Annotated in this window: 20 protein-coding genes and 1 pseudogene; 4 read left to right on the top strand and 17 right to left on the bottom strand. The window is 54.3% G+C overall.

Features of this window, described 5'->3' with window-relative positions; translation table 11 throughout:
* Nucleotides 1–96: 96 nt before the first annotated feature.
* Nucleotides 97–1,056, top strand: a complete 960-nt coding sequence (locus ABLU78_RS05075; protein ID WP_015705051.1) for a L,D-transpeptidase family protein — start codon at nt 97–99, stop codon at nt 1,054–1,056.
* Nucleotides 1,057–1,285: 229 nt separating this feature from the next.
* On the opposite strand, the gene bhsA is transcribed toward ABLU78_RS05075, so the two are convergent.
* Nucleotides 1,286–1,543 carry a multiple stress resistance protein BhsA gene (gene bhsA, locus ABLU78_RS05070; protein WP_015705050.1) on the bottom strand — a complete coding sequence of 86 codons (258 nt, stop codon included), beginning with the start codon at nt 1,541–1,543 and terminating at the stop codon, nt 1,286–1,288.
* Nucleotides 1,544–1,667: 124 nt separating this feature from the next.
* Here bhsA and ABLU78_RS05065 point away from each other — a divergent pair.
* From ABLU78_RS05065 to ABLU78_RS05055, 3 genes and pseudogenes are all read left to right on the top strand, one after another.
* Nucleotides 1,668–1,730 (top strand): annotated as a pseudogene (locus tag ABLU78_RS05065) (hypothetical protein); the annotation flags it as partial.
* Between the two features lie 62 nt (nt 1,731–1,792).
* Nucleotides 1,793–2,428: a TetR/AcrR family transcriptional regulator gene (locus tag ABLU78_RS05060; protein WP_015705049.1), complete on the top strand. Its 636-nt coding sequence runs from the start codon at nt 1,793–1,795 to the stop codon at nt 2,426–2,428.
* 225 nt (nt 2,429–2,653) lie between these two features.
* Nucleotides 2,654–4,843 carry a TonB-dependent siderophore receptor gene (locus ABLU78_RS05055; RefSeq protein WP_045361290.1) on the top strand — a complete coding sequence of 730 codons (2,190 nt, stop codon included), beginning with the start codon at nt 2,654–2,656 and terminating at the stop codon, nt 4,841–4,843.
* Between the two features lie 56 nt (nt 4,844–4,899).
* Here the strand turns inward: ABLU78_RS05055 and ABLU78_RS05050 are convergent, their stop codons facing one another.
* The 16 genes from ABLU78_RS05050 to acpP all read right to left on the bottom strand — a co-directional run bounded on the left by ABLU78_RS05050 (nt 4,900) and on the right by acpP (nt 18,964).
* On the bottom strand, nt 4,900–5,439 hold the full coding sequence (locus ABLU78_RS05050) for a glycine zipper 2TM domain-containing protein (RefSeq protein WP_048228651.1): 540 nt from the start codon (nt 5,437–5,439) through the stop codon (nt 4,900–4,902).
* A 205-nt stretch (nt 5,440–5,644) separates the two neighbouring features.
* Nucleotides 5,645–6,949, bottom strand: a complete 1,305-nt coding sequence (locus ABLU78_RS05045) for an NAD(P)/FAD-dependent oxidoreductase (protein WP_015367177.1) — start codon at nt 6,947–6,949, stop codon at nt 5,645–5,647.
* Nucleotides 6,950–7,193: 244 nt separating this feature from the next.
* The gene (gene ycfP, locus ABLU78_RS05040; protein WP_015367178.1) at nt 7,194–7,736 is read right to left on the bottom strand and encodes an alpha/beta hydrolase YcfP; all 543 of its coding nucleotides are present in this window, start codon (nt 7,734–7,736) and stop codon (nt 7,194–7,196) included.
* 36 nt (nt 7,737–7,772) lie between these two features.
* Entirely contained in the window at nt 7,773–8,783 is a 1,011-nt protein-coding gene (gene nagZ / locus ABLU78_RS05035) for a beta-N-acetylhexosaminidase (protein WP_162866949.1), read from the bottom strand.
* Nucleotides 8,784–8,806: 23 nt separating this feature from the next.
* On the bottom strand, nt 8,807–9,634 hold the full coding sequence (gene thiK / locus ABLU78_RS05030) for a thiamine kinase (protein ID WP_048228649.1): 828 nt from the start codon (nt 9,632–9,634) through the stop codon (nt 8,807–8,809).
* On the bottom strand, nt 9,615–10,253 hold the full coding sequence (gene lpoB / locus ABLU78_RS05025) for a penicillin-binding protein activator LpoB (RefSeq protein WP_162182273.1): 639 nt from the start codon (nt 10,251–10,253) through the stop codon (nt 9,615–9,617). Before lpoB ends, thiK begins: the two co-directional genes overlap by 20 nt.
* A 21-nt stretch (nt 10,254–10,274) precedes the next feature.
* Nucleotides 10,275–10,649, bottom strand: coding sequence for a YcfL family protein (locus ABLU78_RS05020; RefSeq protein WP_015367182.1), 375 nt, complete (start codon nt 10,647–10,649; stop codon nt 10,275–10,277).
* A 4-nt stretch (nt 10,650–10,653) separates the two neighbouring features.
* Entirely contained in the window at nt 10,654–11,010 is a 357-nt protein-coding gene (gene hinT, locus ABLU78_RS05015) for a purine nucleoside phosphoramidase (RefSeq protein ID WP_015705043.1), read from the bottom strand.
* Nucleotides 11,011–11,266: 256 nt separating this feature from the next.
* On the bottom strand, nt 11,267–12,700 hold the full coding sequence (gene ptsG, locus ABLU78_RS05010) for a PTS glucose transporter subunit IIBC (RefSeq protein ID WP_015367184.1): 1,434 nt from the start codon (nt 12,698–12,700) through the stop codon (nt 11,267–11,269).
* 296 nt (nt 12,701–12,996) lie between these two features.
* The gene (locus tag ABLU78_RS05005; protein WP_020079141.1) at nt 12,997–13,791 is read right to left on the bottom strand and encodes a metal-dependent hydrolase; all 795 of its coding nucleotides are present in this window, start codon (nt 13,789–13,791) and stop codon (nt 12,997–12,999) included.
* A 10-nt stretch (nt 13,792–13,801) separates the two neighbouring features.
* Nucleotides 13,802–14,806 carry a DNA polymerase III subunit delta' gene (holB, locus tag ABLU78_RS05000; protein ID WP_032711395.1) on the bottom strand — a complete coding sequence of 335 codons (1,005 nt, stop codon included), beginning with the start codon at nt 14,804–14,806 and terminating at the stop codon, nt 13,802–13,804.
* Complete coding sequence (gene tmk, locus ABLU78_RS04995) at nt 14,803–15,444, bottom strand: dTMP kinase (RefSeq protein ID WP_032707765.1); 642 nt, start codon at nt 15,442–15,444, stop codon at nt 14,803–14,805. Before tmk ends, holB begins: the two co-directional genes overlap by 4 nt.
* On the bottom strand, nt 15,434–16,456 hold the full coding sequence (yceG, locus tag ABLU78_RS04990; protein ID WP_020079144.1) for a cell division protein YceG: 1,023 nt from the start codon (nt 16,454–16,456) through the stop codon (nt 15,434–15,436). Before yceG ends, tmk begins: the two co-directional genes overlap by 11 nt.
* 2 nt (nt 16,457–16,458) lie before the next feature.
* On the bottom strand, nt 16,459–17,268 hold the full coding sequence (gene pabC / locus ABLU78_RS04985; RefSeq protein WP_015705038.1) for an aminodeoxychorismate lyase: 810 nt from the start codon (nt 17,266–17,268) through the stop codon (nt 16,459–16,461).
* 129 nt (nt 17,269–17,397) lie between these two features.
* Entirely contained in the window at nt 17,398–18,639 is a 1,242-nt protein-coding gene (gene fabF, locus ABLU78_RS04980; RefSeq protein ID WP_015705037.1) for a beta-ketoacyl-ACP synthase II, read from the bottom strand.
* 88 nt (nt 18,640–18,727) lie between these two features.
* A complete protein-coding gene (acpP, locus tag ABLU78_RS04975; RefSeq protein WP_000103754.1) occupies nt 18,728–18,964 on the bottom strand; it encodes an acyl carrier protein in 237 nt (78 codons plus the stop codon).
* Between the last annotated feature and the right edge of the window lie 162 nt (nt 18,965–19,126).

Below are 19,126 nucleotides of genomic sequence, written 5' to 3'. Positions count from 1 at the left end.
TTGCAATCCACCTGGATTTCCCAACACTCTCCCGCGCCATAATTGACATTGATTATCTTATAAAAATAACCATTTGTTTATTGTGGAATTATGGTAATGATAAATATCTCGCGTGTTTCAACCTGGCTTACGGCATTCGCTCTCGCGGCGACGCTGGCCCTTCCCGCCCGCGCCAATACCTGGCCGTTACCGCCGAGCGGTAGCCGTCTGGTCGGGCAGAATCAGTTTCATGTAGTGCAGGATAACGGCGGATCGCTGGAAGCGATTGCCAAAAAATACAACGTTGGTTTTCTCGCGCTGCTGCAGGCTAATCCCGGGGTCGATCCTTATGTGCCGCGCGCCGGTAGCGTGCTGACCATCCCGCTGCAGACGCTGCTGCCTGACGCCCCCCGTGAAGGTCTGGTGCTCAATATCGCCGAGCTGCGCCTGTACTACTATCCACCTGGACAGAATAGCGTGACCGTTTATCCGATAGGTATCGGCCAGCTTGGCGGCGATACCCTGACCCCGACGATGGTCACTACCGTTTCCGATAAGCGCGCCAACCCCACCTGGACACCAACCGCCAACATCCGCGCGCGATATAAAGCGATGGGGATCGATTTGCCGGCCGTAGTCCCTGCCGGGCCGAATAACCCGATGGGACATCACGCGATTCGTCTCGCGGCCTACGGCGGCGTCTATCTACTGCACGGCACCAACGCCGATTTTGGTATCGGGATGCGCGTCAGTTCAGGCTGTATCCGCCTGCGCGATGCGGATATAAAGTCTCTGTATAACAAAATCACGCCGGGCACCAGGGTGAATATCATCAACGAACCTATCAAAGTTTCGGTAGAGCCAAACGGTACCCGTCTGGTGGAAGTCCACCAGCCGCTGTCCGAACATATCAATGACGATCCGCAGACGCTGCCAATCGTCCTGAATGCCGGCATGAAGAACTTTAAACAGGCACCGCAGACCAATCAGCAGGTGATGGAATACGCGATGGAGCTGCGCTCCGGAATGCCGGTCGATGTGACCCGCCATCAGCTTCCCGCTGAGCAAGCCATGTAGTGCATTTCCGGATGGTAGAATGTAAAAAACCCGCCAGGCACGGCGGGTTTTTTGTGGCAATCGCCAGCTTCGCTGACGAGGTTTCGCGGGGCGCGGTCCCATGAAGGGGTGTGGACCGCGTCGCGAGAGTGGCATAACAAAGGGAACGACTTTTACTGCTTACTACACGCGTTCTGCTGAAGGGGGTCAGGAACGCGTTTTGTCAGTGGCATGACAGGGGTTACAACATTTATTTATAGATAACTGCGGTACCGTGCAGGGTATTAGGACCGGTTACCGAGGTAATACGGTAAGAGGTCGCCCCCATCTCGTCGGCTTTCTGCGCCAGCTGCTCTTCAAGCGAACCCAGATTGGTGCCGGCGGATGCGGAAACGGTACCGATTTTATGTTGACCTGCTGGGGTGGATTGCACCTCAACAGCGGCGAAACTTGCGAATGAGAGTGAGCTCAGTACGGCAGCAAGTGCCAGTTTTTGGACGTTTTTCATGATTATTATACCTATGCAGATGATTTTTATAGTAGGGTCGCAAGAATTAACTTAACGATCGATAGGTAAATGATAATGTGATCCATGTCACAGGTCAACTCATTTTTATAACGATCATTTAACTATTTATAAAATGCTTAATTTTCATACATATATGAATTATTTATTTTTGGACTTCTGCCGCTGGTAGCGTGACGCGTTTATTTTTATAATGGCCGTTCAACAACCCAACATAGGTACAACGGCATCATGACAACTGACGTTCAAAGTTGCGCAAAAAAAAGCCGTGGCCGACCTAAAGTGTTCGACAGGGACGCGGCGCTGGACAAGGCCATGACACTTTTCTGGCAGCACGGCTATGAAGCAACTTCGCTGGCCGATCTCGTCGAAGCGACCGGTGCGAAAGCCCCGACGCTATACGCCGAGTTCGTGAACAAAGAAGGCTTATTCCGCGCGGTGCTGGATCGCTACATTTCCCGCTTCGCCGCCAAACACGAAGCCCTGCTATTCGATGACCACAAAACCGTCGATCAGGCGCTGCGCGACTATTTCACCGCTGTCGCCACCTGCTTTACCAGCAAAGATACCCCGGCAGGCTGTTTTATGATTAACACCTCCGCGGCGCTGGCCGCCTCTTCAACCGATATCGCCAACACCATTAAGTCGCGGCACGCGGTGCAGGAACAAACGTTGACGCAATTTTTACAGCAGCGTCAGCAACGCGGCGAACTCCCTGCGCAGGGCAATGTCTTGCAGCTGGCGCAGTTTTTAAACTGCATGCTGCAAGGAATGTCGATCAGTGCGCGCGAAGGCGCTGATTTTGCCACCCTGAAACAGATTAGTGACACGACGCTGCGCCTGTGGCCGCAAATCCTGCAACCTTAATCCCCTACCGGCGGCCGTCGCTCGCCGGTTTTTTCCCCATCTGCTGAATACCCTTACTTTTCTCAATATTTTCATTATGTTGATTTGTTGTAAATGATATTGATAACGATAATCAATATGTGCAAAATTCGCATTTGTCTTTCTATATGTTTCACGCTGTAACAGCCGCGCCTGTGGCTGAAAAAAATAACAACAGTAATGACTAACTCATATCAAGGAATGCGAATGAACAAGCGCCTCTGGCTGCTCAATCCTCTGCTGCTGGCCACCGCCCTGCCAGCCTTTACCGCGCAGGCCGCCGATGAAGACGATATTATCGTCAGCGCCAACCGTAACCACCGTACTGTCGCCGAGATGGCGCAAACCACCTGGGTGATTGAAGGCCAGGAGATTGAGCAACAGGTTCAGGGTGGCAAAGAGTTTAAAGATGTCCTCGCGCAGCTGATCCCCGGGATAGATGTCAGCAGCCAGGGGCGTACCAACTACGGCATGAACATGCGCGGACGCGCCATCGTCGTGCTCATCGACGGCGTGCGTCTCAATTCATCGCGTACCGATAGCCGCCAGCTTGACGCCATCGATCCGTTTAACATCGAACATATTGAAGTTATTTCCGGCGCCACGTCGTTATACGGCGGCGGCAGTACCGGCGGTCTGATTAATATCGTCACGAAAAAAGGCCAGCAGGAACGCCAGGTGGATCTGGAGCTGGGTGGTAAAACCGGCTTTGCCAATAGCAACGATCATGATGAACGAGTAGCAGCGGCCGTCAGCGGGGGTACCGATCATGCTTCCGGCCGATTGTCGGTGGCCTATCAGCGCTTCGGCGGCTGGTATGACGGCAACAATGACGCGCTGATCCTCGATAATACCCAAACCGGCTTACAGCATTCGGACCGACTCGACGTGATGGGTACCGGAACCATCGAAATCGATGACCAGCGCCAGCTCCAGCTTGTCACGCAGTACTATAAGAGCCAGGGCGATGATTATGGTCTGAATTTGGGCAAAGATATGTCTGCGGTACTTGGCGAAAGTAAAGCCTGGACCTCTAACGGGCTTAACTCCGATCGCGTGCCTGGTACCGAGCGTCATTTGATCAGTCTGCAATACTCCGACGCCGACTTCTTCGGCCAGAATATGGTCAGCCAGATTTATTACCGCGACGAATCACTGACCTTCTACCCCTTCCCGGCCCTGAGCAAAGGGCAAATCAGCAGTTTTTCCGCTTCACAGCAGGATACCGATCAGTACGGCGCTAAGATCACCTTCAACAGCCAACCGCTGACGGGATGGGATCTGACCTGGGGCGTTGATGCCGACCATGAAACCTTCAACTCCAACCAAATGTTCTTCGACCTGGATAAAGCAATGGCTTCCGGCGGCCTGAATAATCAGTCAGCCTACACCACCGGCCGCTATCCAGGCTACAGCATCACCAATCTCGCGCCGTTCCTGCAAACCAGCTATGACCTGAACGACATCTTCACCCTTAGCGGCGGCGTGCGCTATCAATGGACGGAAAACCGCGTCGATGATTTTGTCGGCTACGCGCAGCAGCAGGATGTCGCTAAAGGCAAATATCAGTCGGCGGATGCCATTCCTGGCGGTAAGACCGATTATGATAACTTCCTCTTTAATGCCGGGATCGTCGCCCACATTACCGAACGCCAGCAGACCTGGTTTAACTTCTCTCAGGGCGTCGAACTACCGGATCCGGGCAAATATTACGGTATCGGCAGCTACGGCGCCGCGGTCAACGGCCATCTGCCGCTGGTCTCGAGCGTTAACGTCGGCGACTCGCCGCTACAGGGGATCAAAGTTAACTCCTGGGAGCTGGGCTGGCGTTACACCGGCGACAACCTGCGCACCCAGCTTGCCGCTTATTACTCGACATCAGACAAAACCATCGTAGTTAACCGCAGCGATATGACCATTGATGTGCAATCGGATAAACGACGCATTTACGGCGTGGAAGGCGCGGTGGACTACTTCGTGCCTGATAGCGACTGGAGCCTGGGCGCTAACTTCAACGTGCTGAAATCGCAAGTAAAAACCGATGGCAGTTGGCAGAAGTGGGACGTCACCCTGGCCTCGCCGTCGAAAGCCACCGCCTGGGTCGGCTGGGCGCCAGACCCATGGTCGCTGCGCGTGCAAAGCCAGCAGGTATTTGATTTAAGCGACGCCAGCGGCAATAAGCTTGATGGGTACAACACCGTCGATTTTATCGGTAGCTATCTGCTGCCGGTGGGTAAACTGACCTTTAGCATCGAAAACTTGCTGAACGAAGATTACGTCACCATCTGGGGACAACGCGCGCCGCTGTTGTATAGTCCAACCTATGGCAGCGCCGGGCTGTACGAATATAAAGGCCGTGGCCGGACCTTCGGCCTGAACTACGCGTTAACGTTCTAATAAAAAAAGCCCCTCAGCCTGAGTGATTGAGGGGCTAATAGCTTAAAACTGCTGTTTTACGCTTTGTTATTCAGAATCAGCTGACCGTTGCTGTCCAGCGGGATTTGCGCCCCCGGCTGGTGGTCCATGCGGATTTTGCCCTGCTGGTCGCCGATTTTATAGGTAACATCATAACCGAGCATTTTTTCCGACTTATCGTACACCGTCTTACAGCGCTGCTGGGTGGTGGTATAGGTGTCGTTATCCTGCATCGAGCCCTGAATTTGGTTACCGGCATAGCCGCCGCCCAGCGCGCCAACCACGGTAGCGACATCACGCCCTCGCCCGCCGCCAAACTGGTGGCCAATCACACCCCCGGCGACCGCGCCGAGAACGGAACCGGCAATACGGTTTTCATCCTGCACCGGACGACGATGGGTAACGGTCACGTTACGGCATTCCTGACGCGGCGTTTTTATGCTTTCTTTTATCGGCGTACTGGACACCACTTGCGCATATTGCGGGCCACGATCTAATACATTGAGACCGGCAACGGCGGCGACGCCCAACGCGGCGGCAACGCCAATCCCAATACCCGCCAACATTGATTTATTCACGGGAATTCCTCCTTCATTGCTGTTACTAGCAATTCTGCGTGCTGCTCAGGGGGTATGCAAATCAGAAAGCGGATGAAAAATGCGGGAACCTACGGCAAATCAAGGGGATTCAGAGGATTCCTAACAGGAATTAGCGAGTCTGGCAGAAGGATATGCTGTGTTTTCAGGATAGCGCCGCGATGGCGCTATCCTGATTGCTGACAGTTTAGTGCAGCTTGAGACGCGGACGAATAATACGGTTAATACGTCCTACCAACATCATCAGGCCGGTTTTGAAATAGCCATGTAACGCAATCTGATGCATGCGGTACAGCGAGATATACACGAAGCGCGCAATTCGCCCTTCAACCATCATCGAGCCGCGCATCAGGTTACCCATCAGGCTGCCAACGGTGGAGTAGTTCGACAGCGAGACCAGTGAACCGTGATCTTTATAGACATACGGTTTCAGCGCTTTACCTTTCATCTGCGCCAGAATGTTATTCAGCGCGCAGGTCGCCATCTGGTGCGCCGCCTGGGCGCGTGGAGGTACAAAGCCGCCTTCCGGACGAGCGCATGAGGCACAATCGCCGATAGCGTAGATATCCGGATCACGCGTTGTCTGCAGCGTCGGCTCCACCACCAGTTGGTTAATGCGGTTGGTCTCAAGGCCGCCAATCTCTTTCATGAAATCAGGCGCTTTGATGCCCGCCGCCCACACCATCAGGTCGGCATCAATAAATTGACCATCTTTAGTGTGCAGGCCGTTAACGTCTGCGCTGGTCACCATGGTCTGCGTCAGGACACGTACGCCAAGCTTAGTCAGTTCATTGTGCGCGGCGCCGGAAATGCGCGGCGGCAGCGCCGGAAGAATACGTTCGCCGGCTTCAACCAGCGTCACGTTCAGCGCTTCGTTGGTCAACCCTTTGTAACCATAGCTATGCAGCTGTTTCACCGCATTATGTAGCTCGGCGGACAGCTCAACCCCGGTGGCTCCGCCGCCGACGATGGCGATATTGACCTTACCGTTGGCACCGAGGTTTGCAGAATACTTGAGGAACAGGTTAAGCATTTCCTGATGGAAACGGCGCGCCTGGTGCGGGTTATCAAGGAAAATGCAGTTTTCCTTCACCCCTGGCGTGTTAAAGTCATTTGAGGTACTACCCAGCGCCATCACCAGCGTGTCGTACGGCAGCTTACGCTCGGCAACCAACAGCTCGCCTTTCTCGTTGCGCAGTTCCGCGAGAGTAATGGTCTTTCCTTCGCGATTGATATCTACCACCGAGCCTAACTGGAACTGGAAACCGTGGTTACGCGCATGCGCCAGGTAGCTCAGCGCATCAACGCCCTCATCCAGAGAACCGGTCGCCACTTCATGCAGTAGCGGCTTCCACAGGTGGCTATGGTTGCGATCCACCAGCGTAATTTTCGCTTTTTTGTTGCGGCCCAGCTTTCTACCCAACTGAGTAGCCAGTTCCAGTCCGCCGGCACCACCACCTACAATAACGATTCTTTTCAATGGCGTAGTCACAAGACCCCCTAAAAGTATTAACCAATTGTTAATTAAAAGTTATCCAAATAGCTCTTAGTTAACAACAAGTTGCAGCAATGAAACCATTCAGCAGGACCGAGAATAGCATGAACGGAACATTGGTCATACCAAAATTGATGTGCATCAAGTTTTACCGCATATTTTTTAAACGAACAACGTCAATTATGGACAAGAAAAAGCCCGCGGCGTTTGCACGCGGCGGGCTGAGAAAGTGAAAACAAGGTTAGCCGAGGGTCTTAAAAGCCTTTATTCGCTGCAGATGCGGTGAAAGACTTTTAAATTTGTGCGTCTGTTCTTCATCCCAGATGATTTCGTAATAATGATGCAGCACTTCAGCCGAGCGTTGGCTATCCAGCGCCTCATCATGGCGTGATAGCATCACCAGGCAGCGGTCGCGATTTTTTTCGCGGAAGTTGTTCACGCACTTGGTGGCGATATCCTGATACTCTTCCGGCCTGTCGATTTTCCCTTCCATGTTCTCGTAGGGGAACAGGTTCGGGTTGAACACGGCCTGCCTAATATCGCAGAGGAAACCGATCCTTTCCGCCCAATAACCGCCTAACCCGACGCCGCATATCAGCGGCCGATCGTCGGCAGTGAGCTGCAGCATTTTGTCGACTTCCTTCAACAAATGCTGCATATCATGTTTTGGATGGAGCGTACTGTAGCTAATCAACCGCACGTCAGGGTCGATAAACTGCAGCTGCAGCACCTTTTCATGGTTACCGGGGCTGTTAGAGTCAAAACCGTGTAAATAGATAATCATCGTATCCTCACCAGACAACAACGCCCTTCAGGTTAATTACGCAGACTTCGCTTCTTGCCAGCGCGCATGGAGCTGTTCCAGCTGTGCGCTTACCGTTTGCCAACGGGCGGAATCTCGCAGTTCCTGACGGGTAAATGAACCTTTATGATACAATTTTGTAACACGCTCTGCTTTGATCGGGGACAGGTTATCCAATACGCTCACCGCGCCTTTACGATTATTGCAGACCAGGATCATATCGCAACCGGCATCGAGCGATGCTTGCCCACGTTCAGCATAGCTGCCCATGATCGCCGCCCCTTCCATCGACAGGTCGTCAGAGAAGATGACGCCATCAAAGCCCATCTCGCCGCGCAGCACCGTTTTCAGCCAGTATTCTGAACCACTCGCCGGGCGCGGATCGATGTCAGAGTAAATCACATGCGCCGGCATAATCGCATCCAGGCGTTGTTCATCGATCAGGCTCTTGAACACCGCCATATCTTTAGCACGGATTTCCGCTGCCGGACGCGGATCAAACGGTGTCTCTTTGTGTGAATCCGCCGTCACCGCGCCGTGGCCCGGGAAGTGTTTACCGGTGGTTTTCATACCGGCGGCATGCATACCGTCAATGAAATGACGCGCCATCACCAGCGCCTTTTGCGGGTCTTCATGCCATGAGCGTTCGCCGATCGCAGCGCTGATGTGCCCCACATCCAGCACCGGCGCGAAGCTGATATCAATATCCATGGCAATCATTTCGCTGGCCATCAGCCAACCGGCTTCTGCGGCGAGCTTACCGCCCTCTTCCACCCCCAGCAGCGCGGCAAAAGACTGCGCGGCCGGCAGACGGGTAAAACCTTCGCGAAAGCGCTGCACACGCCCACCTTCCTGATCCACCGCCACCACGAGATGATTACGCGAGGCATCGCGGATTTGGCGTACCAGTTCGCGCAACTGCGCCGGATCGTGGTAGTTGCGGGTAAACAAAATTAAGCCGCCGACCAAAGGATGAGCCAGAATCTCACGCTCTTCCGCATCCAGTTCAAAACCTTCGACATCCAACATTACCGGACCCACACAGACCTCTCTTATCCTTTATTTTCTGTTTTTAACTGACGCCATGTCGCATCCGCCAGTGCAATAAATTGCCGGTCGCCGCTCTGCTGCCAGCGCCGCTCATACCAGCCCGCCATCAATATAAGTACCCACGGCCGCCAACGCTGTATTTGCCGCCGCAGTTGCTGCTTATCAATTCGGGCAAAGCGCGAATACTCATTGAGCAGCTGGCAACGCGTATGGGCATCGCACCATACCGCCGCCAGTTCAAGCGCGATATCGCCATCTCCCGCATACTCCCAGTCAATCAAGCGTAGACCGTCGCGGCTATGAATAATATTACCAGCGTGGACGTCCATATGCAGAGGCGCTAAACGCAACGGCCGCGGTTCACGCTGGCGCAATAACCGTTTATGCCAGCGCAGCCAGAAAACGGTGCGCCTGGTCGGATCGCACTGCTGCCAGTACAACTCAAGCAGCGGCGCCAGCTCGATGCGCCAGCCAAAACGCGGCTGTTGGTGCAGATGATACAATAACCCGGCAAGCGAAGGGCACTCCGGCAGCGCGCTTTTCACTTCTCCTGCGCAATACTCCACCACCATCCAGCGTGGCGAAAAGAACACCGCCGCCGGCGAAAGCGACGCCGGAAGGTGCTGAAGCGCGCGGTACTGGCGCAGAAAATGGCTGAGCGGCGCCAGCGGATCGTGAGGCTGGCGCAACACCAGCCGACGGACGCCATCGCTGATAACGCAACTGCCGCCGCTAAGACCGTTTTCAGTCAACGCGGCGACAGGTGAATAGCGAGGAAAGAAGCGCGACAAGAGCTCGTCGCGCGTAAGCTTATTGTTGCTGAACCGCACCTTTGCCTGACCAGATAATCTCGCCGGACTGCACCAGCATCAGCTGCATTTTCAGCTCCGGCGCATTCACGTTGCCGGTGGCGTTGGAATACAGTACGTACTGTGCACCAACGGTGCGCGCAATCCCCATCGCTTTGCTGCGGCTGCCGAGGCTATCCTGCGGCGACAGGCCCAGCTGTTGTTTAGCCACCGCAAGCTGCTGAGTCGATACCAGCGTAAACTTGCCGTTGCCCGCCAGCGCGTTGCGCAGCGCGGAGGTCGCTTCGGCCGCGTTCAGCGATCCGTTGGTACGGTTATTGACGCTATCCACCAACAGAATGCTGCCAGCGTTCACTCCGCCGGCCTGCAGCATCTGGCCGACCATTGGTTGTACGGCGGCGTCCCAGTTGTAGTGACGAACGCGCGGTGCAGGCTGAGACGGCTGCGATGGCTGTTCGCCGCCGTGTTCGATCGGCCCCGGCTGCGTTGGCACCGTCGGCACGGCAGGCACCGTCGGCTGCGGCTGCGCAGGTTGTTCCGGCTTCGGCTTCGCCTCCTCGACCGGCGCAGGTTCATTACGTTGCCCCACACAGCCTGCCAGGAATATCGCCAGTGCTGTGATTAACGCATAGCGACACATTTTAATCATTATGATGACCTCTTAGAGATAAAGATAAAGGCGGGCTTTGTGCGCCCCGAGAATATTGGCACTGCCGTAGAGCACGACGGACGAGCGTGCTGGAACCGTCACGCTACGCGCAGGGTCCAGCGGATGCATCTCAAGCCCATGGGCGTCATACCAGAAAAAACGGTAGTGCACGGTAATGGGCTCTTGCCGTTCATTAAATAATCTTGAGGTAGCGGTGGCCTGAATTTCCGAAGCGGTCACCGACGGCGGATCGGCGCTGATGCCAGCCGCCAGAACGCTTGATTCCATCACCAACGTCTGCTGCTCGCCAACCGGAATTTCCGGGTGCGAGCTACATCCGGCCAACAGCGCCGCCAGAACCAGGACGCCTGAATAAGCAGCACGCATCGATTTAGCCTTTATGCGCCAGCATCGGGCCCAACGGACGGCCGCCCAACAGGTGCATATGAATATGGTAAACTTCCTGCCCGCCGTGGCGGTTGCAGTTAACGATAAGACGGTAGCCGTCGTCAGCCAGACCTTCATCACGGGCAATCTTCGCCGCGACGGTCATCATTCGGCCTAGCGCCTGTTCGTGTTCGGCGGTGACGTCATTTACGGTTGGAATCAGGATATTCGGGATAATCAGAATATGGGTCGGCGCCTGCGGAGAGATATCGCGAAAAGCGGTGACCAGTTCATCCTGATACACAATATCCGACGGGATTTCCCGGCGAATGATTTTGCTGAAAATCGTTTCTTCTGCCATGACTGATTCCTTATTAGTTTTATACCGTGCCCCGGCCTGCCTCTGCAGATAAACACGAATGCACAGGATCAGCTAAGAGTATGAGCGACTTCCTCCCTCTCTTTCAACCTGAATGCAGTTTTTCTTATTCAACTATAGACTTAGCTGCTGAGGGAATAAGCATTTCCCCCATTTTCCGGGTATTGCCAAACAATGACCAGAATACCAACGTAAAAAAGGCAGCCATTTGGCTGCCTTAGTCTCCCCACACTACGTCTTAGCTATTGCGGATGTACTCATCCATCTCGGTTTTCAGGTTATCGGACTTGGTGCCGAAAATAGCCTGAACGCCGGAACCTGCAACAACTACGCCAGCAGCACCCAGTTTTTTCAGGCCAGCCTGATCAACTTTCGCTACGTCAGCCACGCTTACGCGCAGACGAGTAATACATGCGTCGAGGTTTGTGATGTTCTCTTTACCACCGAAGGCGGCAATCAGCGCCGGCGCCATTTCACTGGTCGCAGCGGATTTGCTGTCTTCAGTTGCATCTTCACGGCCTGGAGTTTTCAGGTTCAGCGCTTTAATCAGCACGCGGAAGACCACGTAGTACACGATCGCATAGCAAATACCGACAATCGGGAACAGCCACAGCTTGCTGCTGTTGCCGGAAAGAACGATAAAGTCGATCAGACCGTGAGAGAACGACGTCCCGTCACGCATACCCAACAGGATACAGATCGGGAATGCCAGGCCTGCAAGAATCGCGTGGATGATATACAGGATCGGCGCAACGAACATGAAGGAGAACTCGATCGGCTCGGTAATACCGGTCAGGAACGAGGTCAGCGCCGCGGAGATCATAATACCGCCGACTTTGGCACGGTTTTCTGGTTTAGCAGAGTGCCAAATCGCGATAGCTGCAGCCGGCAGGCCGTACATTTTGAACAGGAAGCCGCCAGACAGTTTACCAGCAGTCGGGTCGCCTGCCATGTAACGAGGGATGTCGCCATGGAACACCTGACCTGCAGCGTTGGTGTATTCACCAATTTGCATCTGGAAAGGTACGTTCCAGATATGGTGCAGACCAAACGGTACCAGGCAACGCTCGATGAAACCGTAGATACCGAACGCCACAACCGGGTTCTGGTAAGCAGCCCACTGAGAGAAGGTCTGGATGGCGGAACCAATCGGCGGCCAGATGAAGGACAGGATCACGCCGGTGAAGATAGCGGCGAGACCAGAGATGATCGGCACAAAACGCTTGCCCGCGAAGAAGCCCAGATATTCAGGCAGCTTGATACGGTAGAAGCGGTTGAACATGTAGGCTGCAATCGCACCGGAGATAATACCGCCAAGCACGCCGGTATCAGCCAGGTGTTTGGCTGCGATTTCCTCAGCAGGTAAATGCAGAACCAGCGGCGCGACTACCGCCATGGTTTTCACCATGATGCCGTAAGCTACGACTGCAGCCAGTGCGGATACACCGTCGTTATTGGTGAAGCCAAGCGCAACACCGATTGCGAAGATCAGCGGCATATTGGCGAAAACTGAACCGCCTGCTTCCGCCATGACGTGGGAGACCACGGCTGGCAGCCAGCTGAAGTTGGCAGAACCGACGCCCAGCAGGATACCTGCAATAGGCAGTACGGATACTGGCAGCATCAGCGATTTACCGACCTTCTGCAGGTTAGCAAATGCATTCTTAAACATAATTGAGAGTGCTCCTGAGTATTTGGTACTTTTTTACGCTTTCACGCATTGGCCCGGGGGGAGAACCGTGCCGTGGACAGGACATCTAAGCGCCCTTTATTTATTACACAGAGTAAAATAATTAACGCGGACATTGTTTGACGGCTATCACGTTTCATTCAGTCAACATATAAAAATTTACACTGATTTACATAATGTGTATCTGTATGTTGCAAAAATGCGCTCACCGCCTCTGTCGCGGCGGTGAACTTTACTCGCTTTAACTATTAATTACGAGCCTTAAAATAATAGAAAGATCAGGCGGGTTGCAGTCTGGCAGGGTCGATGTGGAACAAGCTGGCAAAGTTATCGGTGGTTTGTTGCGCGAGCTGCTCCAGCGACACGCCCTTCAGCACCGCCATGTATTCAGCGACATCGCGCACCATCGCCGGCTGGTTCTCTTTACCGCGATGTGGTACCGGCGCCAGATAAGGCGAATCGGTCTCTACCAGCAAGCGATCGAGCGGAACATAGCGCGCGGCATCTCGTAGCTGCTCCGCGTTACGGAACGTGACGATACCGGAAAACGAAATATAAAACCCCATGTCCAGCAATTTACCCGCTGTCTCCCTGTCTTCAGTGAAACAGTGTAGTACGCCACCGCAATCCGTCACCTTTTCTTCCTGTAAAATCGCCAGCGTATCGGCGCGCGCATCGCGGGTATGCACAATCACCGGCTTATTCAATTCGCGGCCAATGCGGATATGCTGGCGGAAAGACTCCTGCTGGCGGAGTTTCGTTTCCGGGGTATAAAAATAATCGAGCCCGGTTTCCCCCATCGCCACTACGCCCTCTTCCGCAGCCAGCGAACGCAGCTCTTCGAAGTCATACGCTTCATCCTGGTTCAATGGATGAACACCGCAGGAAAAGACGACATTTTCTCGCTGGCCGACTAACTCGCGCATCCCGCGATATCCCGGCAGCGTGGTGGCGACTGCCAGGCAAAACTTAACATCACGCGCGGCGGCTTTCGCCAGCACATCATCGACATCTTTATGCAGCGTTTGATAATCCAGGCCATCAAGATGGCAGTGGGAATCGACTAAAAACATGTTCTTATTCTCAGAGATGTGAGACGGGCAGAACCGCCCCGGGTTGCAGGTAATGTTCCCAGCGCAGGAGGCGCTCGGTGAGTAGTAGTTCGCGGTTGACGCCGACCACGCTCAGCAACTGCTCGCGACAGGCGCTAACATCGCGCGTGATAGCTTCAAGACGTGGGCCCGAAAGTGTTTGCGCCAGTTGGTTAACCAGCGTCCAGGCATCTGGATTACTCAGAAGCGTAATCCCCTGTTGCCGCTTCTGCGCATCCAGCAACAGCGATGCCAGCCAGTGCAGACGCACCGGGGCCTGTTCGTGATTCAGAACCGGCAATAATGACAGCCAGTCACCGCTGGTTAACGCGCTGGCTAACGCCTGGCAAAGCTGTTGTCGCGGAGCCCAGTTAGCCTCTTGCAGTAACTCCAGCGCTGCCGCGGGTGCGTTAGCGCTGAGGCGCAACGCGGCCAATAAAGCTTCTTGTGACATTGTCACTTCACGTGCTAACCACCCTAACGCCCAGGCTTCAGAAGGCGGAGTAAGGTGATATGAGAAGCACCGGCTGCGCAAGGTGGCGAGCAGACGCGCCGGCTCCGGGCAGGCCAGGAAAAACCAGGTATTTTCCGGCGGCTCTTCCAGCGTCTTCAGCAAAGCATTGGCGGCGGCATCGGTTAACAACGTCGCATCGTTGATCCACACCACCTTCGCGCCGCCGAGACGCGCACGCTCATAGAGTTTTTCAGTGATGCCGCGCACCGCATCGATGCCTAGCGCGCTCTTGCCCTTCTCCGGAACCAGAGTGTAGTAATCAGGATGGGTCCCCGCCTGCATAAGCTGGCAGCTATGACAATGGCCACAGCTTTTATGCCCTTCCGGCTGGCGGCACATCAGGAAACGGCATAACGCGTAGATAAGCGCATCGCCCCCCATCCCCGGTAATGCCTGGAGTAATAACGCATGGTGACCCCGTCCTGCCTGATAGCCAGCCACTAGCTGCTCGAAGGACGGGCGTAACCACGGATACCATTTCATGCGCGTTGCTCCGCAACCCATTGAGTGATAACGGCGCGAATGTCGCGCTCAACCGCTTCCAGAGGCTGCGTCGCATCCACCGTGCGGATAGTCGGATCCTGAGCCGCCAGTTCAAGGTAGCGCGCGCGGGTACGATTGAAGAAATTCATCGACTCCTGCTCAATCCGATCCAGATCGCCTCGCGCGCGGGCGCGCTTAAGGCCAACTTCCGGCGTCACGTCAAGATAGAGTGTTAAATCAGGGCGAAAATCACCGAGCACCGCATCGCGTAGCGTCGCCAGCATCCCCTGATCGATACCGCGCCCCCCGCCCTGGTAGGCCTGAGTTGAGAGATCGTGACGGTCGCCAATGACCCATTGACCGCGAGCCAGAGCAGGCTTAATCACCGTTTCCACCAGCTGTACGCGGGCGGCGTAAAACATCAGCACTTCCGCTTTATCGTTAATGACTTCATCGCCGGTAGACTGGATATCCAGCACCAGGCTGCGCAGTTTTTCAGCCAGGATGGTACCGCCCGGTTCACGGGTAAACACCATATCGCGGATACCCAGCTGTTCGAGTGTCTCAACGACCAGATTGCGTGCGGTCGTTTTCCCCGCCCCTTCCAGGCCTTCGATGACGATATAGTTACTGCGCATTTTTTTCCTTAAGTACTTTTAAATAGTCCTGAACCGAACGGTTATGGCTGGCCAGATTGGTATTGAACGTATGGCCGCCTTTTCCGTCGGCAACAAAATAGAGGTACGGCGTTTTAGCCGGATGGGCTGCCGCATTGAGAGACGCTTCACCAGGGACCGCTATGGGTCCAGGCGGCATACCGCTAATCACATAGGTGTTATAGGCGGTCGGCGTCTCCAGATCTTTACGCGACAGTTTACCATTATAGCGCTCTCCCATGCCGTAAATTACGGTAGGGTCGGTCTGCAAACGCATGCCAATGCGTAGACGGTTGATAAAGACCGACGCCACGCGATCGCGCTCGGCAGGAACCGCGGTCTCTTTCTCAACGATAGAGGCCATGGTCAGTAACTGGTTTTGATCTTTATAGGGTAGATTATCCGCCCGCCCTTCCCAGGCTTTCGCTACCGCAGCGACCATTTTCTGGTGCGCGCGTTTAAGAATGGCGATATCGCTGGTATTGGCGGTGTACATCCAGGTATCCGGCCATAACCAACCTTCAACCCAATCGGCGTGCTCAAGACCCAGCGCTTTGGCGACCGTTTCGTAACTGTCGTCTTCTAAAGTGTGCTTCACATACGGCGCATCGCGCAGCTGACGCAAATAGTCGCTAACGCGCATCCCTTCAACAAACCGTAGCGGGAACTGCGCTTCTTTACCGCTCGCTAAAAGCTGCAGCATCTCGCGCACCGTCATTTGCGGTGTGAAGCGATAGGTACCCGCTTTGAAATGAGAAAGTTCAGGTTCGACGCGCAGCAGCCACTGGAATACGCGTGGACGATTAATGATTTTATCGCCATACAGCTGCTGGCCAAGCACCACTCGCCCGGTTCCTGGCTCAAGGGTGAAGATGGTCTCTTCTTTAATAAGCAACTTACTATCTGCCAGTTGGCGGACTTTCCACATACCTGCCGCTGCGGCAATACCGAACACCACGACTAACAGCAGGACAAAACGTAACATTTTCTTCATGACTAACCAGGCAGCTCACACAATGGGGCTAAAAAATGGTAAAGATCGCGTTCAGACCAACAGACGTCATCCCAACGACAAACCGGTACCAGCGGCATAAGCGCATTGCAAATCAGCACTTCATCGGCATCGCGCAGTACATCAGGGCGCATGGATACTTCGACAACATCAAAAGAAGAACGTGCCAACATAACCATACAGTGCTGGCGCATAATGCCATTAACGCCCGCCTGATCCAGGCGCGGCGTGAACACCTGGCTTCCTTTACGCCAGAACACATTCGCGGCACAGCATTCCGTAAGCCACCCGTCGCTGTCAAGAACCAGCGCCTCATCGGCGTCCGTCTGCTCAAGATGAGAACGAATTAAGACTTGTTCGAGGCGATTAAGATGTTTGAGCCCCGCCAGCGAAGGATTGCGCCCCAGGCGGATCGGGCTTAACGCCAGGGTTATTCCCTCTTCTCGCCAACGCGCATAATGCGCGGGGAAAGACGACACACTCATCATGCGGGTAGGTTGAATGCATCCGCTCGCGCTATATCCCCGACCTCCTGAACCACGCGTTATGACCACTTTGAGTACGCCTTCTCGATGTGGCTTTGCCAGTTCTTGCATTTCTGCGGCCAACGTTTCCCATTCAGAAAAAGGTATCAAGAGTTTTTCGCAAGTATCTTGCAAGCGGCCCAAATGGGCATTGAAGAAGGCTATCTGGCCGTCGATGATTCGCGAGGTGGTAAAACACCCATCACCGAATTGAATTGCACGGTCGTTTGCTGCCAGCACATCCTGCTCGACACCATTTATCAAGAACATAGGGGGCTCCTCTCACCGGTGGCACAGTGTCTCAGGATAAAAAGCAGAGAACAAGCGGAGAAAACCGAATAAAAAAAGACCCGCCAGGCGGGTCTTTTCGTCAACGCTTAAACCAGCATTAGCGGTTGATCATACTTTTTTGAAGATAATCGAACCGTTAGTACCGCCAAAGCCGAAGGAGTTACACAGGGTGTATTCCATACCGGAAACCTGACGCGCTTCATGAGGAACGAAGTCGAGGTCGCAACCTTCATCTGGGTTATCCAGGTTGATGGTCGGCGGAACCGCCTGATCGCGCAGCGCCAGAATAGAGTAGATAGACTCTACTGCGCCAGCCGCGCCTAACAGGTGGCCGGTCATTGATTTGGTGGAGCTCACCATCACGCGGCTTGCCGCATCGCCAAACACGGATTTCACCGCCTGGGCTTCTGCTTTATCACCAGCTGGCGTCGAAGTACCGTGGGCGTTGACATAGCCAATCTGGCCCGGTTCAATCGCCGCGTCGCGAATGGCGTTAACCATCGCCAGCGCAGCGCCAGCGCCATCTTCCGGTGGAGACGTCATATGGTACGCATCGCTGCTCATACCAAAACCAACGATCTCTGCGTAGATTTTCGCGCCGCGTTTTTTCGCATGCTCGTACTCTTCCAGCACGACCATACCAGCACCGTCGCCCAGCACGAAGCCATCACGCTCTTTATCCCACGGACGGCTTGCCGCCTGCGGGTTGTCATTGCGGGTGGACAGCGCGCGCGCAGCGCCAAAGCCGCCTACGCCCAGCGGCGTACTCGCCTTCTCTGCACCACCGGCAACCATCGCGTCGGCATCGCCATAGGCGATAATACGTGCCGCGTGGCCGATATTGTGTACGCCTGAAGTACACGCGGTCGCGATGGAGATACTCGGTCCACGCAGACCAAACATGATGGTCAGATGACCGGCCACCATGTTAACAATTGTGGACGGAACGAAGAACGGGCTGATCTTCCGCGGTCCGCCGTTTACCAGCGAACTATGGTTTTCTTCGATCAGGCCGAGGCCCCCGATACCGGAACCGATAGCGGCGCCGATGCGGGTTGCGTTTTCTTCCGTCACTTCAAGGCCAGAATCCTGCATGGCCTGAACGCCAGCGACAATTCCATATTGAATGAAGGCATCCATCTTGCGCTGTTCTTTGCGCGAGATGATATCATCACAGTTAAAATCCTTTACTAAGCCAGCAAATTTCGTTGCATAGGCGCTAGTATCGAAATGGTCGATCAGGCTGATGCCACTCTGACCGGCAAGGAGAGCTTTCCAGGTAGACTCTACGGTATTGCCGACAGGAGACAACATGCCCAGTCCGGTCACAACTACACGACGCTTAGACACGGTTGTCCTCCAGGGAGGGAAAATAGATTCTTGTGGGACAAAAAAAGATAAAACTCAGGCGGTCGAATGACCGCCTGGAGATGTTCACTTACGCCTGGTGACCGTTGATGTAATCAATGGCAGCCTGAACGGTGGTGATTTTCTCAGCTTCTTCGTCCGGAATCTCAGTATCAAACTCTTCTTCCAGAGCCATTACCAGCTCAACGGTGTCAAGAGAATCAGCGCCCAGGTCTTCAACGAAGGAAGCATTGTTGGTAACTTCTTCCTGCTTAACGCCCAGCTGTTCGCCGATAATTTTCTTAACGCGTTCTTCGATAGTGCTCATACTCTTAAATTTCCTATCAAAACTCGCTTTCGCGATGGTTTTCGTAGTGTATAAAATGTTGAAAAATTTGCAACTAAATCCCGGCAGGTCTTACCACGATTTTACGCTATTTTGCGGCTGTTTGCCCTAATAACGCAAATGATTTCGCACAAAACTGTACCC

This window comes from Klebsiella sp. JN_Kp122 (assembly GCF_040062085.1).
GTDB lineage: Bacteria > Pseudomonadota > Gammaproteobacteria > Enterobacterales > Enterobacteriaceae > Klebsiella > Klebsiella aerogenes.
This window is presented reverse-complemented; position numbering and strand designations above follow the sequence as displayed.

Excerpts from the sequence above, each read along its gene's own strand:
- ABLU78_RS05075 (WP_015705051.1), top strand. The coding sequence starts at position 97 with ATGATAAATATCTCGCGTGTTTCAACCTGGCTTACGGCATTCGCTCTC.
- bhsA (WP_015705050.1), bottom strand. The coding sequence starts at position 1,543 with ATGAAAAACGTCCAAAAACTGGCACTTGCTGCCGTACTGAGCTCACTC.
- ABLU78_RS05060 (WP_015705049.1), top strand. The coding sequence starts at position 1,793 with ATGACAACTGACGTTCAAAGTTGCGCAAAAAAAAGCCGTGGCCGACCT.
- ABLU78_RS05055 (WP_045361290.1), top strand. The coding sequence starts at position 2,654 with ATGAACAAGCGCCTCTGGCTGCTCAATCCTCTGCTGCTGGCCACCGCC.
- ycfP (WP_015367178.1), bottom strand. The coding sequence starts at position 7,736 with ATGATTATCTATTTACACGGTTTTGACTCTAACAGCCCCGGTAACCAT.
- nagZ (WP_162866949.1), bottom strand. The coding sequence starts at position 8,783 with ATGTTGGATGTCGAAGGTTTTGAACTGGATGCGGAAGAGCGTGAGATT.
- lpoB (WP_162182273.1), bottom strand. The coding sequence starts at position 10,253 with ATGTGTCGCTATGCGTTAATCACAGCACTGGCGATATTCCTGGCAGGC.
- ABLU78_RS05020 (WP_015367182.1), bottom strand. The coding sequence starts at position 10,649 with ATGCGTGCTGCTTATTCAGGCGTCCTGGTTCTGGCGGCGCTGTTGGCC.
- hinT (WP_015705043.1), bottom strand. The coding sequence starts at position 11,010 with ATGGCAGAAGAAACGATTTTCAGCAAAATCATTCGCCGGGAAATCCCG.
- ptsG (WP_015367184.1), bottom strand. The coding sequence starts at position 12,700 with ATGTTTAAGAATGCATTTGCTAACCTGCAGAAGGTCGGTAAATCGCTG.
- ABLU78_RS05005 (WP_020079141.1), bottom strand. The coding sequence starts at position 13,791 with ATGTTTTTAGTCGATTCCCACTGCCATCTTGATGGCCTGGATTATCAA.
- holB (WP_032711395.1), bottom strand. The coding sequence starts at position 14,806 with ATGAAATGGTATCCGTGGTTACGCCCGTCCTTCGAGCAGCTAGTGGCT.
- tmk (WP_032707765.1), bottom strand. The coding sequence starts at position 15,444 with ATGCGCAGTAACTATATCGTCATCGAAGGCCTGGAAGGGGCGGGGAAA.
- yceG (WP_020079144.1), bottom strand. The coding sequence starts at position 16,456 with ATGAAGAAAATGTTACGTTTTGTCCTGCTGTTAGTCGTGGTGTTCGGT.
- pabC (WP_015705038.1), bottom strand. The coding sequence starts at position 17,268 with ATGTTCTTGATAAATGGTGTCGAGCAGGATGTGCTGGCAGCAAACGAC.
- acpP (WP_000103754.1), bottom strand. The coding sequence starts at position 18,964 with ATGAGCACTATCGAAGAACGCGTTAAGAAAATTATCGGCGAACAGCTG.